Origin of the sequence: Rhizobium tibeticum (genome assembly GCF_900110205.1) — a bacterium.
GTDB classification, from domain to species: Bacteria; Pseudomonadota; Alphaproteobacteria; order Rhizobiales; family Rhizobiaceae; genus Rhizobium; species Rhizobium tibeticum.
The window spans coordinates 106152-118603 of the sequence record NZ_FOCV01000004.1; the positions used below are offsets into that span (position 1 = coordinate 106152).

General features: G+C 58.9%; 16 protein-coding genes. 5 read left to right on the forward strand and 11 right to left on the reverse strand.

The genetic code is table 11. From position 1 onward, the window contains the following. Positions 1 to 5: 5 nt before the first annotated feature. A complete protein-coding gene (locus BSG20_RS05870) occupies positions 6 to 1511 on the reverse strand; it encodes a glycosyltransferase family 39 protein (RefSeq protein ID WP_072372275.1) in 1506 nt (501 codons plus the stop codon). Further along, the gene (locus BSG20_RS05875; protein WP_072372277.1) at positions 1504 to 2520 is read right to left on the reverse strand and encodes a glycosyltransferase family 2 protein; all 1017 of its coding nucleotides are present in this window, start codon (positions 2518 to 2520) and stop codon (positions 1504 to 1506) included. The genes BSG20_RS05870 and BSG20_RS05875 overlap by 8 nt, the downstream gene beginning before the upstream one ends. A gap of 66 nt (positions 2521 to 2586) precedes the next feature. Between BSG20_RS05875 and BSG20_RS05880 the strand changes: the two genes are divergently transcribed. Next, on the forward strand, positions 2587 to 3549 hold the full coding sequence (locus BSG20_RS05880) for a lysylphosphatidylglycerol synthase domain-containing protein (RefSeq protein ID WP_072372279.1): 963 nt from the start codon (positions 2587 to 2589) through the stop codon (positions 3547 to 3549). Here BSG20_RS05880 and BSG20_RS05885 read toward each other — a convergent pair. The 4 genes from BSG20_RS05885 to BSG20_RS05900 are packed head-to-tail and all read right to left on the reverse strand — an operon-like array spanning position 3517 to position 5858. Next, positions 3517 to 4761 carry an RNA polymerase sigma factor gene (locus BSG20_RS05885; protein WP_072372280.1) on the reverse strand — a complete coding sequence of 415 codons (1245 nt, stop codon included), beginning with the start codon at positions 4759 to 4761 and terminating at the stop codon, positions 3517 to 3519. The two genes, BSG20_RS05880 and BSG20_RS05885, sit on opposite strands and share 33 nt — an antisense overlap. Positions 4762 to 4764: 3 nt before the next feature. Continuing rightward, on the reverse strand, positions 4765 to 5124 hold the full coding sequence (locus tag BSG20_RS05890; RefSeq protein WP_072372282.1) for a YciI family protein: 360 nt from the start codon (positions 5122 to 5124) through the stop codon (positions 4765 to 4767). 4 nt (positions 5125 to 5128) lie between these two features. Beyond that, entirely contained in the window at positions 5129 to 5488 is a 360-nt protein-coding gene (locus tag BSG20_RS05895) for a YciI family protein (protein WP_072372284.1), read from the reverse strand. A gap of 10 nt (positions 5489 to 5498) precedes the next feature. Next, positions 5499 to 5858: a YciI family protein gene (locus tag BSG20_RS05900; RefSeq protein WP_072372286.1), complete on the reverse strand. Its 360-nt coding sequence runs from the start codon at positions 5856 to 5858 to the stop codon at positions 5499 to 5501. 147 nt (positions 5859 to 6005) lie between these two features. Here BSG20_RS05900 and BSG20_RS05905 point away from each other — a divergent pair, with 147 nt between their 5' ends. Beyond that, the gene (locus tag BSG20_RS05905; protein WP_072372657.1) at positions 6006 to 6230 is read left to right on the forward strand and encodes a hypothetical protein; all 225 of its coding nucleotides are present in this window, start codon (positions 6006 to 6008) and stop codon (positions 6228 to 6230) included. A gap of 10 nt (positions 6231 to 6240) precedes the next feature. Here the strand turns inward: BSG20_RS05905 and amn are convergent, their stop codons facing one another. After that, positions 6241 to 7737, reverse strand: a complete 1497-nt coding sequence (amn, locus tag BSG20_RS05910; RefSeq protein WP_072372288.1) for an AMP nucleosidase — start codon at positions 7735 to 7737, stop codon at positions 6241 to 6243. Positions 7738 to 7831: 94 nt separating this feature from the next. After that, positions 7832 to 8008 (reverse strand): hypothetical protein, encoded by a 177-nt coding sequence (locus tag BSG20_RS36330; protein ID WP_167371543.1) that lies wholly within the window; start codon positions 8006 to 8008, stop codon positions 7832 to 7834. A 155-nt stretch (positions 8009 to 8163) separates the two neighbouring features. Here BSG20_RS36330 and BSG20_RS05915 point away from each other — a divergent pair, with 155 nt between their 5' ends. After that, the gene (locus BSG20_RS05915) at positions 8164 to 8862 is read left to right on the forward strand and encodes a glutathione S-transferase N-terminal domain-containing protein (RefSeq protein WP_072372290.1); all 699 of its coding nucleotides are present in this window, start codon (positions 8164 to 8166) and stop codon (positions 8860 to 8862) included. A gap of 60 nt (positions 8863 to 8922) precedes the next feature. On the opposite strand, the gene BSG20_RS05920 is transcribed toward BSG20_RS05915, so the two are convergent. Beyond that, on the reverse strand, positions 8923 to 9261 hold the full coding sequence (locus tag BSG20_RS05920; RefSeq protein WP_072372292.1) for a DUF2147 domain-containing protein: 339 nt from the start codon (positions 9259 to 9261) through the stop codon (positions 8923 to 8925). Between the two features lie 435 nt (positions 9262 to 9696). Here BSG20_RS05920 and BSG20_RS05925 point away from each other — a divergent pair, with 435 nt between their 5' ends. Then, on the forward strand, positions 9697 to 9963 hold the full coding sequence (locus BSG20_RS05925) for a sel1 repeat family protein (protein ID WP_024313720.1): 267 nt from the start codon (positions 9697 to 9699) through the stop codon (positions 9961 to 9963). Positions 9964 to 10097: 134 nt separating this feature from the next. On the opposite strand, the gene BSG20_RS05930 is transcribed toward BSG20_RS05925, so the two are convergent. Both BSG20_RS05930 and BSG20_RS05935 read right to left on the reverse strand, forming a co-directional pair. Continuing rightward, positions 10098 to 11210, reverse strand: a complete 1113-nt coding sequence (locus tag BSG20_RS05930; protein WP_072372294.1) for a pyridoxal phosphate-dependent aminotransferase — start codon at positions 11208 to 11210, stop codon at positions 10098 to 10100. 93 nt (positions 11211 to 11303) lie between these two features. Continuing rightward, positions 11304 to 11699 carry a pilus assembly protein PilZ gene (locus BSG20_RS05935; RefSeq protein ID WP_072372296.1) on the reverse strand — a complete coding sequence of 132 codons (396 nt, stop codon included), beginning with the start codon at positions 11697 to 11699 and terminating at the stop codon, positions 11304 to 11306. A 283-nt stretch (positions 11700 to 11982) separates the two neighbouring features. Here BSG20_RS05935 and BSG20_RS05940 point away from each other — a divergent pair, with 283 nt between their 5' ends. Further along, the gene (locus tag BSG20_RS05940) at positions 11983 to 12429 is read left to right on the forward strand and encodes a baeRF12 domain-containing protein (RefSeq protein ID WP_072372298.1); all 447 of its coding nucleotides are present in this window, start codon (positions 11983 to 11985) and stop codon (positions 12427 to 12429) included. Positions 12430 to 12452: the final 23 nt, after the last annotated feature.

A 12452-nucleotide genomic window follows, 5' to 3' on the forward strand; every position in this document is an offset into this window, starting at 1 on the left:
TGCGTCTAGCTTGGCTCGCGTGGATAGATCCATGCGTAGCTGAAGAGACGCTGGTCTTCCGCTCGCCCGCGAACATACCCGACACTCATGTGTTTCACCGCCACGGCAGGGTATTGCGGGCCGAGATTTTTCTGTACCCATGCAGCCAAATCCGGCTGCAAAGCCGAAGCCTCTTGGGAGGTAAGCCAAACGGCCAAGATTGGCTTCTCTGCGCTCCACTCGTAGTCGACCTCCAGATTGCCGAAAAACGTGCATAGTGTCGGAACCTCGGGCAGTTGTAGATGCATGTTGCCGGACGCGACCCAGCCATCGGTTAACACGAGCCCTGGGCGCTTGCCTTCCTCGGCAAGAATCTTGCTGACGAACTCCTCGTAAGGCGCATTATAGGCCTCTGGTCGGCCAAAAAGCGTCGGCACGTTCGCGCGTACGAAGACCAGCGACGGCGCAACGATCATCACGGCAAGCGGCACGACAAAGAAGCGCTTCGCGAAATCCTCGGCTCGAATCCCACGCGCCTGCATCTTCAGGCAAAATGCGATCGGCATCAGGAACAGGAAGGGTAGCACCCATCGGTCGCGCATGGATGTTATGCCGATGGCGAAAACCAGCAGCAGAACCTGCAGACCAATCGCCAGGAATATCGTGTCGAAAAAGTGAGCCCAGACGGTTGTCGGCCTCAGATTGCGGAGAAACTTCTTGCCGAATATGATCGCATAAACTGCGACGAGAGGCGCGATGATCACGAGGATCTGCCCGAAGAATTCGGTCGGCCCCTTGATCAGTTTCGCGAATGCGCCGCTTGGCGCTTCTTGCGCCATTGTATTTAACGTGCGGGTTGCCGCTAGGCTGACATTGTCGAGTAGCCAAAGGCCATGCGGTAGAAAGATCACGACCGCAATGGCCAATGACATCAGGAAGCGTCGGTCGAGCAACCGCTTCAGGCCCTCCGGATGCAGGAGCACCGCAATAAGTGCCCCAGACGCGACGAGGCTGAAATTGTACTTCGACAGCATGCCGAGGCCGAGCGTCGCGCCGATCATCACGTAGGAGAACAGCGAAGGCGCCTTCAGCGTCTTGATGATGCTGTAGATAAACAGGTTGATCATCAGCATCTGGGCGACCGTATGGGTCAGGTCCCTTTGTGCTTGCCAGAAAACCTGTGGAATCGTGAACAGCGATAGCGTCGCGATGGCAGCAAACAACCGGTCATCGAGTACAAGTTTTGCGAGCTTGTAGTAGCTCAGGAAAAGAAGAAAAAGGACCAGATTCTTGGCTGAGGCAATCGTTGCGATCGACAGTCCGAAGACGGACACGACCGTCGCCTGGAACCAGTTATAGAGCGGCGGCTGGGTGTCGTAGCCGGCCACAAGCCATTGCGAGAAGAACGCCTGCTGGGATTCATCCACCCGCAAACCGTTTGGCACGAGCAGGCGAACGACTATGGCGACGACAAAATATGCCGCCAGCAGTAGGACAACGGTGTCCGGCTTGCGAGCCAGCAGATTACGCATTCTCACTTCCGTCGAAGACTTGGCGGACGATATAGTTCGGCGAGGTATCGTCACGGTAGTAGGTACGGGCGATCATCTCGGCGAGAATGCCGGTCGTGATCAGTTGGACCGAGGAAAGCATAAAGACGATGCCGACCATCAGCATCGGGCGGGTGCCGATATCGTTGCCCAAGATGAACTTGTCGACGAACAGATACAACATGATCAGCGCGGAGATTGCACCAAGGCCAAGGCCGAGCGAGCCGAAAAAGTGGCCGGGCCGTGCCTTGTAGCGCATGAAGAACATGACCGAGAGCAGATCAAGGATGACACGGAAGGTGCGCGAGATGCCGTACTTCGACTGTCCGTGCTGACGGGCATGGTGGGTGACGACCATCTCGCCGATGCGCGAGCTCGGCACGACGCCGGCGACCCAGGCCGGGATGAAGCGGTGCATTTCGCCCATCAGCTTCACCTGCTTGATGATCGAGGCACGGTAGATTTTCAGGCTGCAGCCATAGTCGTGCAGCTTCACGCCGGTAATGCGCCCGATCAGGTAGTTGGCGCACCACGATGGGATCTTGCGCAGCAAGAGACCGTCCTGACGGTTCCTGCGCCAGCCCACCAGAAGATCGAGCTGGCGGCGCTCGAGTTCGCCAACCATGGACGGAATATCTTTCGGGTCGTTCTGTAAGTCGCCGTCCATCGTGGCGATCAACCGCCCTGTCGCGGCGTCGATGCCTGCCTGCATCGCGGCGGTCTGGCCGAAGTTGCGCTGCAGTTCGACAATCTTCAGGACAAGTCCCTCACGGCCGATATGCTTGCGCGCATTTGCCAGCGTCGCGTCCGTGCTGCCATCGTCGATCAGGATAAGCTCCCATTGGTCGGGATAGCCTGCCATGGCCAAGCAGATACGATCGATAAGTGGGCCGACGCTCTCTTCCTCGTTGAAGACAGGCACTACCAGCGACAATTCGACCGGCCGCATCGCTTCCACGAGGCCTTGACGCGAGTCCACCGTTGTCTGCACGTTTGATTTCTCCTACAAGGCGCACGGCCACAGGCGGCTTTCGCCGCGATAGTCAGGACCTACTATATGAAGTTTCCGGTTGTTGCCAGCCGACAATCCTGGTTTATCCGCAATCGGATGACCCTGCTGACGATCGTAATCGTGGCTGTTTATGCGCTTTTTATCCAGTGGTTCTGGGGCTGGCCGGTCATCCTCGGGCAATGGGCTGAAGTGGGTGCAATCCCGGTTATTGGCGCCCTGATTTTGCTCACTAGCACCTACTTTCTCAGGACCTGGCGCATCTACGACTACTTTCCGCGCGAGACCGCCGGTCGCTTCAAGGTGCTCTTCCGCGTGACGCAGATCCATAACCTCCTGAACATCATGCTGCCGTTTCGAACCGGGGAGACCAGCTTTCCGGTCTTGATGCGTACCGAGTTCGGTATCCCGCTGGCGCGCGGCACGTCTGCGCTCCTCGTTATGCGCCTGCTCGATCTACACGCCTTGCTGGCTGCCGCCGGTATTGGGTTTGCGATCGCGTCACAGGACAAGATCATCGCATGGGTTGTCTGGACGGCTTTCCTGTCACTGCCTGTGGTCGCTTTTGCGCTCAGGCAACCCTTGTTGCGGCTTGCCAGCAGGCTTCTACCGGCCAAGGCGCAGAAGCTTGTGGTCGAGATCAAGAGGGGACTCCCAGTTGATGCAGCAGCCTTCACGCGCGCCTGGGCGATGACGGTCATCAACTGGCTCGTCAAGGTTCTCGTGCTCGCCTGGGCGCTCAACCTCATGGGTGTTTTGCCGATGGCTGCAAGCTTCGGCGGGGCGCTTGGCGGCGAACTCTCCTCGGTGCTTCCGGTGCATGCGCCGGGTGGCGTGGGTACTTATCCGGCCGGCATAGCCGCCGGTGCCATGGCTCTTGGCGCATCGAGCGAAAAGACGGCCCTCGCTGCCTTGGCACAGGCAAGCATCAATGCGCACCTGCTGATCATCGTTTCGGCCCTGACAGGCACGGCAATCTCACTGCCGCTCGGCCGCCGTCGAAAGCTCTGAGATTCGTTTGCTCAGAAATGCTCGCTCCGGCGCCTGCTGGCACAGCCGCAAGGCTGCCTCGTAGGCCGCAATCGCATCTGCCTTCCGCCCCAGCTGCCGCAGAAAATCGGCACGGGCGGAATGCGCAAGATGGTAGCTCTCCAGTTCTCCCGTCTGCAGGATCGCGTCTACGAGTTGCAATCCCGTTTCTGCTCCCTCCACCATCGCCACTGCGACTGCTCTATTAAGCTCGGCAATCGGCGACGACTGCGCGGAAAGCAAGAGATCGTAGTAACCGACGATGCGCCGCCAGTCCGTTTCCACAGGCGTCTCAGCCCGCGCATGCTCCGCGGCGATGGCTGCCTGTAGCGTGTAGACACCAACCTCACCATTTCGCATGGCGCCGTCGAGGCGTTGAAGGCCTTCGCTAATCTTTTCACGATCCCAAAGCCTGCGATCCTGATCGGCAAGGAGAATGAGACCTCCCTCCGAGCTTCGCCTGGCGACGCGACGCGAGTCCTGCAGAAGTAGCAGGGCAAGCAGTCCCGAGACGTCAGGATGCGGCAGGAGACGCGCGAGCAGCCGTGTGAGCCGGATCGCTTCCGAGGTCAGATCCGTGCGGATCACCTCGTTGCCGGAAGAGGCGGAATAGCCCTCGTTGAAGACCAGGTAGATGACATGCAGCACCCGGTCGAGCCGCTCGGGCAATTCGTCGCGCTCAGGGACCTCATAGGGAACGTTCGCCGTGCGGATCTTGTTCTTCGCACGCACGATACGTTGCGCCACAGTCGGAGCAGGGACAAGAAACGCGTGAGCGATCTCCTCCGTCGTAAGCCCGCATATCTCGCGGAGCGCCATCGCCATCTGCGCATCAGCCGGTATGACCGGATGGCAGCATGTGAAGATCAGCCGGAGCATGTCGTCTTCAATCAAGTCCACGTCGCCGATCTCCGTTTCGTCGAAAGAGCCGTACAGACTTTCCTCGATGTCCTTCACCGACATATCGAACCGCGACCGGCGTCTGATGTGATCGATCGCACGAAATCGTCCGGCGGACACGAGCCAGCCGAAGGGATTGGCCGGAACGCCATCGCGTGGCCATGTCCGCGCGGCGGCGGCAAACGCGTCATGCAAGGCCTCTTCGGCCCTGTCGAAGTCGCCGAGGAGGCGGATGAGCGTCGCAAGCACCCGGCGAGACTGCGATCGGTAGATATCCTCGATCAGGCGTTCCAAAATTCACTCCGGTCGTGTCAATATCCGCACCGGGCGGACCTCCACCGCGCCAATTTTGGCGCACGGAATTCCAGCAGCGATTGCCTTCGCCTCATCCATGTCGGAGGCATCGATAACATACACGCCGGCCAGATGCTCCTTCGTCTCGACATAGGGGCCGTCCGTCATGCTGAGCTCATTGTTGCGCACTCGCAGGACGACAGCCTTATCAGGCGTCTCGAGAGCGTCGGCATGGATCAGCGTGCGACGATCGCGCAACTCTTCGTCGAAGCTGAAATGAGCGCGAACGACGGCCTCGGTTTCGGCCGCGGTCTGTCGACCGTCAACGTCGGCCGAATTGTAGATCAAGCAAACATAGCGCATCGCATTATCTCCCGTCTTTGATGGAATAGGCCGGGCGTATTTCGATGGAGGCGTACTTCAGTATGGGGAATGTCGAGACAACCGCCTTGGCTTTTTCCATGTCGGCGGCTTCGATCAGCACGAAGCCACCGAGATGTTCCTTGATCTCGGCGAAGGGACCGTCGGTTGCCGTGGTGATGCCCTGCCTCAGGCGCAGGGTTACCGCCGCCTCGGGCGCTTGCAGCGCAAGCGCGGCCTGCAGGACGCCGCGCTCCCGCCAATGATCGTCGCTTGCGATGCACTCTTGCGTCAGCACATCCCACTCTTCCTGCGGTACGAGCTTGCTCTTCTCGGTGTCGAACCAGATCTGGCAGAGATACTTCATGACGTCTCTCTCAATTGTGGACCGGAATATCGTAGATCGGCCGGACTTCGATCGATCCCAGCTTCGCGAGCGGGATGCCGGCCGCAACGCGAATGGCATCGTTGAGATCTTTCGCGTCGATGAGAATGAAGCCGCCGAGTTGCTCCTTTGTTTCCGCAAAAGGGCCGTCCGTCACCGACATTTCATCGTTGCGAACGCGGACGGTCACGGCATTCTTCGGCGATTGCAGCGCGTGCGCGGTGACCATGTGGCCGCTAGCGATCAGATCATCATCGTAGCCGAGGGACGCCCTGTCGAGGCTCCCTTTCTCCTCATCGGTCATCGCTTCAAGCGTCGCAGGCTCGAACCAGACCTGGCAGAGATATTTCATCGTTCGCTCTCCCTGGTGCCAATAATCATTGGACGATCAGCCTAGGGCGATTTCGACAGGATGCGAGAAAATCTTTTTGCGGAAGTTTGCGTCGAAACGAGCAGGCTGGCTTCGACCAAGTGTCGTCAACAACATGGAGTGACGACGATGAGTCTTTTCGAGATTGTGCTGGCGAACTGCATCCGGGCAAGAAGCCAACAGGACAAGCAGCCTCATCGGGTCGATACGGACCTGCCAACGACGCGGGCCATGATCACCAGGCTCGCTGCGGTCGCTGCCCTTTTTGCGATCTCTATCCTAGCGCTGGATACGGCCGGCGAGCGTTATGAGCGTCAGCTCGCCACCAACGCGGTTGCCGCCACACGACAGTAAGGAAAACGGCCTATTGAAAGGCCGTTTCGAAGAAGCTCCTGAGCTTGCGTGAATGCAGCGTTTCCGGCGGCATTGCCGCGAGCTTCTGGATCGCACGGATGCCGATCTGCAGGTGCTGGTTGACCTGCGTCCTGTAGAATGCAGTCGCCATGCCCGGCAGCTTCAATTCGCCATGCAGCGGTTTGTCCGATACGCAGAGCAAAGTGCCGTAGGGTACGCGGAAGCGGAAGCCGTTCGCTGCAATCGTCGCCGACTCCATGTCGAGCGCAATGGCGCGTGCCTGGGACAGGCGTCGGACCGGGCCGCGCTGGTCGCGCAACTCCCAATTCCGGTTGTCGATCGTGCCGACCGTGCCGGTGCGCATGATTCGCTTCAATTCGAAGCCTTCATAACCGGTGACCTCGGCGACCGCACCCTCCAGCGCTACCTGCACTTCCGCAAGCGCCGGAATCGGCACCCAGACGGGCAGATCGTCGTCCAGGACATGGTCTTCGCGCATATAGGCGTGTGCCAGGACATAATCGCCCAAGCGCTGGCTGTTGCGCAGACCAGCGCAATGGCCGAGCATCAGCCAGGCATGCGGACGAAGCACGGCCACGTGGTCGGTGATCGTCTTGGCGTTGGACGGGCCGACGCCGATGTTGATCATGGTGATGCCGGCATGCCCCTTCTTTTTCAGGTGGTAGGCAGGCATTTGCGGCAGGCGTGCAAGCGTAACGTCGGTCTCGGGCTGACTGGAGCCGGCATGCGTGATGATGTTGCCAGGCTCGACGAAGGCAGTATAGCCATCGCCCCCTTCTGCCATCAGCTTGCGTGCCCAGAGGCAGAATTCGTCGATGTAGAACTGGTAGTTCGTAAACAGCACGAAATTCTGGAAGTGCTGCGCGCCGGTTGCCGTGTAGTGCGCAAGACGGGCGAACGAATAGTCGATGCGCTGGGCCGTAAAGGCCGCAAGCGGCGAAGGTTCACCCGGCGGCGGGATGTATTCGCCGTTGGCGATTTCGTCGTCCGTCGTATTCAGGTCCGGCGTGTCGAAGAGATCGCGCATCGGAATGTCCAGGAAGGCTGCGGCTGATGCCTCGACATGCGCGCCCTCTCCGAAAGCAAAATGCAACGGAATAGGCGTCGTCGATTCAGAGACGACGACCGGCACGTCATGATTTTTCATCAGCAGGCCAAGCTGCTGCTTCAGATAGTGCCGGAAAAGCTGCGGCCGCGTGATCGTCGTCGTGTAGACGCCGGGAGCGGTAACATGGCCGTAGGACAGGCGGGTATCGATGTGGCCGTAACTCGTCGTCTCGATGCTCACCTGCGGATAGAAGGCGCGATAGCGCGATGTGATCGGCGCGCCCTTGGCGAGCCTGGCGAAGCTCTCAATCAGGAAGGTGGTGTTGCGCTCGTAAAGTTCCGTCAGCACGTCGACAGCCTTGACCGGATCGTCAAAGGTTTGCGGAACGAAGGGTGACGGGGACGAAATGTCGAGGGGGGAAGAGATTCGTTTGCTCATGCGCCATTATAGAGTGTTGTTTTTAACAAGCAAACGACGCGTCGGAGGGGATTGCACCGATTTGGGCGCGGCGATGTGCCGCCGCGCCGATGGACTAGCGGCTTGTCCTGCAGAATGGGCTGGTGGCGTCGAAGCAGGTGTAGTTGGCTCCGAAATGAGACTGCGCACCGCCGCCCGCATTGCGGCTGACAACTGCCGAGAAGCTGACGGCGAAGAGCGCCGCAAACAGTGTGATGATGGTGAAGCGTCTTGCCAAAATGAGCATATCCATGACTCTGCCCCGGTATCGCCTTAGCGTTGAGACAGTTTTGCCACGTTGTGGCTGAACCGGTGCTGAGATCACGGTTCATCAGGCGTTCAGGAAGCCGGGCAGCTTGAAGCGCGGCGGGCGCTGCTTATCTCTTTAGTCCCGCAAAGGAGATTTTCATGACGGCACCGATTGAGCTTTATTATTGGCCGACGCCAAATGGCTGGAAGATCAGCATCATGCTCGAGGAACTCGGCGTTCCCTACGAGGTCAAGTACATCAATATCGGCCGGGGCGAGCAATTCGCGCCGGAATTCCTGAAGATCGCCCCCAACAACCGCATGCCCGCGATCATCGATCCGGATGGTCCTGGCCGTGAACCGATCTCCGTGTTCGAGTCGGGCGCCATCCTGCAGTATCTCGGCCGCAAATTTGGGAAGTTCTATTCTGCGGACGAGCGCACACGCGTCCAGATCGAGGAGTGGCTTTTCTGGCAGGTGGGCGGATTGGGCCCGATGGCGGGTCAGGCGCATCACTTCCGCGGTTATGCGCCGGAGAAGATCGAATACGGCATCAGGCGCTATACCAATGAAGTAAACCGCCTGTACGGCGTGATGAACAAGCGGTTGGCAGAGCGCGATTATCTCGCCGGCGACTATTCGATCGCCGACATGGCCTGCATCGGCTGGGTCATTCCTTACGAGAAGCAGGGACAGGACCTCAACGAGTTTCCCAACCTCAAGCGCTGGTTCGAGACGATGATGGGGCGTCCGGCCGTGATCCGTGGCACGGCGATCGGCAAGGAAGAGCGCGAACGCAGCAACCTTGCCGAGGACAAGGAAGCACAGAAGATACTGTTCAATCAGCGCGCCCGCTGACACCCAATGCAGAAAAGCGCCCGGCGGTTTCCAGGCGCTTCTCTTTCCGGTTCGTTCTTTTTACAGGCGGGTCCAGGTCTGCGATTTGCAGAGCACGCTGAGGACGCACCCCTTCATCTTCAGCGAATTTCCGAGAAGGTTGCCCGATCCGCTGTAGGTCTTGTCGTTGGCCGGATCCGTGATCTGGCCGGTATAGGTGACGCCGCTTCCTGCAAGCGTTCCAATCTTCTTGCCGGCATACTTGCCTGACTTCAGCACGATGCAGTAGCTGCCGCCGCACGATGCAATATGGGCCGTATCGCCCGCAGCCGTCTTCCAGTTGCCGACGATCGGCTCGTCTGCAAAGGCTGCCCCGGCGGCAAGCACCAATGCGCCAGCGAGAATAAGTGTGCGGATCATTCGTTCCTCCCTAATGTCCAGGCGCGAAAATATATGACGCGAACGTAAACGTAAATGTATTTTTCGCCATTCGGGACAACGGTTTTTCATAACTCAGAAGCTTCGATATCTTCCACTTCACGCAAGGGGTAGTGATTTCGTGGTGAACGGAAGGTTGATTTTCAGATCTTAATATTCCGTAAAATTGTGTCGAAAATCCTTAATCTGCAGGGATCCCGATGTTTAACAAAAGACCAATTTTACCAAGCATTTGCACTTTGTTTGTCTCAAATTAATCATGCATTTTAGGCGTTTTTTGAAAGCCCCTTGGCATAGTGGAGCCATCAAACGAGCGGGGCAAACCCGCCGAACCGAAGGGTACTAAAGCCGCGATAGACGGCAGGTCCCAAAGGTAAAACAGGGTAAGTCGACAACAGGCTAAACAGGGACAAACCGATGGCACGCTTCGAAATGCACAATGCTGAAATGGCCACCATGGGTGGCGAGAACAACGCCGACATCTTCTGCGAAATGGGTCTGATGTATGCGACCGGCCGCGGCTGCGCCGTCGATCTAGTGGCCGCTCACAAGTGGCTGAATATCGCGGCGATCAAGGGCAACGACCGCGCCGCGGAGCTTCGCGCCGACGTTGCTGCAAGCATGGACAAGATGCAGCTCGTAGAGGCGCTACGTGCTGCTCGCGAATGGATGACGATCCACTGAGGACCGCCTGCCCGCTAACGCGCGGGCGAAACCGATAACAACCTCAAAAGAGGGGTAGGGAGGCGCTTTGGACGGACCGATGCCACGAACAGCAACCGCGACCGGCAGGAACAAGGCCGGCGCGGTTCCTTGCATTAACCCAGCGCCTTGAGCACCTGCGGCAATGCTTCCTCGAAAAGCGCCATGTCGGCCTCCGGTCCGACGCTGACGCGGATGCAGCGATTGAGCGGAGCCACACCCGGCATGCGGATGAAGACGCCGTGCTGCATCAGGCCATCGACGATGGCACGGGCATAGGTGCCGTCGCGTCCGGCATCGATCGCAACGAAATTCGTCGCGGAGGCGAGCGGAAGCAGCTCGTTGGCCTTGGCAATACCGGCGATCCGGTCACGCGCGCCGTGGATATTGGCCACCACCTCGGCGAGATAGGCCTGATCCTTGAGTGCGGCCAGCGCAGCGACCGTTGCCAGCCGGTTCATGCCGAAATGATTGCGGATCTTGTCGAAAGCGCGCGCCGTACCGGGCGTCGAAATGACGTAACCGACCCTGGCGCCGGCGAGGCCGTAGGCTTTCGAGAAGGTGCGCGTGCGCACGATGTTGGGCAGCTCGATCAGTGCGTCGGTCGAGGGCAGAGATCCTGCCGGCCCGGTTTCGCTGTAGGCCTCGTCGAGGACGAGCATGGTGGTTTCCGGCAGCGCACGAGCAAATGCGACGATGCTTTCGGCATCCCACCAGCTTCCCATGGGATTGTCCGGATTGGCGAAATAGACCAGAGGCGCGTTCCCGCGCTTGACGGCCTCAAGGAGACCGTCGAGATCCTCGCGGTCGCTCGCGTAAGGCACGGTGACGAGCCGCCCGCCGAAGCCGGTAACGTGGAAATTGAAGGTTGGATAGCCACCGAGCGATGTCACGACAGGTGCCCCCGGCTCGATCACGAGCCGTACGATCTGGCCGAGCAGTTCGTCGATGCCGCCGCCGATCGCGACAGAGTCGATTCCGACGCCGAGATGGTTGGCAAGTGCTTCCCTAAGCACGTAGTTTTCAGGATCGTTGTATTTCCATATCTCGCCAGCCTGCTCACGCATGGCGGCGAGCACCGACGGGGCAGGGCCGAAGCCATTCTCGTTGGCGCCTATGCGCGCCTTGACCTGGAGGCCGCGCTGACGTTCGATCGCTTCTGGGCCGACGAAAGGAACGGTGGAGGGAAGGGCGCTAGCAAGCGGCGTGAAGCGCGAGAAGGCGGACATGCTGGGGCAATTTCCTGGATGCTGTGAAAAATCGGACCGACAATAGGCCCTGCTGCCGCCAAGGCAAGAAACATTATTCCAGGTCCAGGCGATTTACATGCGCACGGCGCCGCGAGCCTCGATAGCTTCCACATTGCCGCTCATGAAGTCGGCGCGAACGACTCGACGCAGAACTTCGGGCTCGATCGTATTGATGAACCGGACGCCGATCCGTTCGTTGTTGCGATAGACTTCGGCGCAACCGATGCGATAGGCAAGGCCAAGAATATTGAGGTAGTAGTGCTTCGGCAGGCCTGCGGTCGATGACACGATAAACGTGGCGCCACCGCGCGAGATATCGACGATCTCCGCACTGCGAATGGAGATACCGGTGAGGCAGGGTCGCACCGCGACGATCCGGGCTGGGCGCCTTACGTTGAATTGTTCCCAACGCGTCTCGTAAACCGCGGATTTTACGGTCGCAAGGTGTGTGGCGCGAAGCATCGACATCCCGCGTGTCTCCCTTGAACCAAGGTGATCCCGGTCCTCTTCGATTGGAGCCTCACACGAATGCTTTGCGCAATTGTCAAAGAAGAAAATACAATTTTAGCGATGCGGCCTTTTTCTGCCCGCTTAGAGCCTTTCTGACTATATCGCCTTTACGCGCCGATCGCCTTGGATCGCCAAGCACCGTCATTGTCGCGAAATGTCATCGAACTCTTTGCCGGCCCGCACGTTTGCATAATTGTCGGAGACGTCCGGCGCTCCAAAATTGTAAAGCGAGGAAATCACAATGGTTGATGTCAGAGTTCCGTCGAAATCGTGGGTGGTCGTTTGCGATGGTGCCAAGGCATTGATCCTGCGGAACGCAGGCGATGTGGAATTGATGAACCTCAAGGTTGAGGAGATCTTGAGCCAGCCTAATGAACCGGACCGCGAAATAGGCACCGACAAACCGGGTCGAACCCACGCGGCCGATGGGCAGAGCGCTCGTGCTGTGGAGCAAACGGATTGGCACGAGCAGGCCGAAGCCGCGTTTCTGAAGCAGGTTGCCGCAAAGATGGATGAACTGGTGCGCGAAAAGAACGCGCGTCGGATCATTCTGGTTGCGCCGCCAAAGGCACTCGGTACGCTACGCGGCAATCTGACGGCCGATGTTCAGGCTGCGATTTCGGCTGAGGTGCCGAAGGATTATATCAATCTGCCGGTTGACCAGATAGAGCGGCATCTGGCCGCCTGACGCTATATTGTACAAGTGTGGGT

What these genes read in the sequence shown, in the direction of transcription:
- BSG20_RS05870 (WP_072372275.1), bottom strand. Translation starts at nt 1,511, where the DNA reads ATGCGTAATCTGCTGGCTCGCAAGCCGGACACCGTTGTCCTACTGCTG.
- BSG20_RS05880 (WP_072372279.1), top strand. Translation starts at nt 2,587, where the DNA reads ATGAAGTTTCCGGTTGTTGCCAGCCGACAATCCTGGTTTATCCGCAAT.
- BSG20_RS05890 (WP_072372282.1), bottom strand. Translation starts at nt 5,124, where the DNA reads ATGCGCTATGTTTGCTTGATCTACAATTCGGCCGACGTTGACGGTCGA.
- BSG20_RS05895 (WP_072372284.1), bottom strand. Translation starts at nt 5,488, where the DNA reads ATGAAGTATCTCTGCCAGATCTGGTTCGACACCGAGAAGAGCAAGCTC.
- BSG20_RS05900 (WP_072372286.1), bottom strand. Translation starts at nt 5,858, where the DNA reads ATGAAATATCTCTGCCAGGTCTGGTTCGAGCCTGCGACGCTTGAAGCG.
- BSG20_RS05905 (WP_072372657.1), top strand. Translation starts at nt 6,006, where the DNA reads ATGAGTCTTTTCGAGATTGTGCTGGCGAACTGCATCCGGGCAAGAAGC.
- amn (WP_072372288.1), bottom strand. Translation starts at nt 7,737, where the DNA reads ATGAGCAAACGAATCTCTTCCCCCCTCGACATTTCGTCCCCGTCACCC.
- BSG20_RS36330 (WP_167371543.1), bottom strand. Translation starts at nt 8,008, where the DNA reads ATGGATATGCTCATTTTGGCAAGACGCTTCACCATCATCACACTGTTT.
- BSG20_RS05915 (WP_072372290.1), top strand. Translation starts at nt 8,164, where the DNA reads ATGACGGCACCGATTGAGCTTTATTATTGGCCGACGCCAAATGGCTGG.
- BSG20_RS05920 (WP_072372292.1), bottom strand. Translation starts at nt 9,261, where the DNA reads ATGATCCGCACACTTATTCTCGCTGGCGCATTGGTGCTTGCCGCCGGG.
- BSG20_RS05925 (WP_024313720.1), top strand. Translation starts at nt 9,697, where the DNA reads ATGGCACGCTTCGAAATGCACAATGCTGAAATGGCCACCATGGGTGGC.
- BSG20_RS05930 (WP_072372294.1), bottom strand. Translation starts at nt 11,210, where the DNA reads ATGTCCGCCTTCTCGCGCTTCACGCCGCTTGCTAGCGCCCTTCCCTCC.
- BSG20_RS05935 (WP_072372296.1), bottom strand. Translation starts at nt 11,699, where the DNA reads ATGTCGATGCTTCGCGCCACACACCTTGCGACCGTAAAATCCGCGGTT.
- BSG20_RS05940 (WP_072372298.1), top strand. Translation starts at nt 11,983, where the DNA reads ATGGTTGATGTCAGAGTTCCGTCGAAATCGTGGGTGGTCGTTTGCGAT.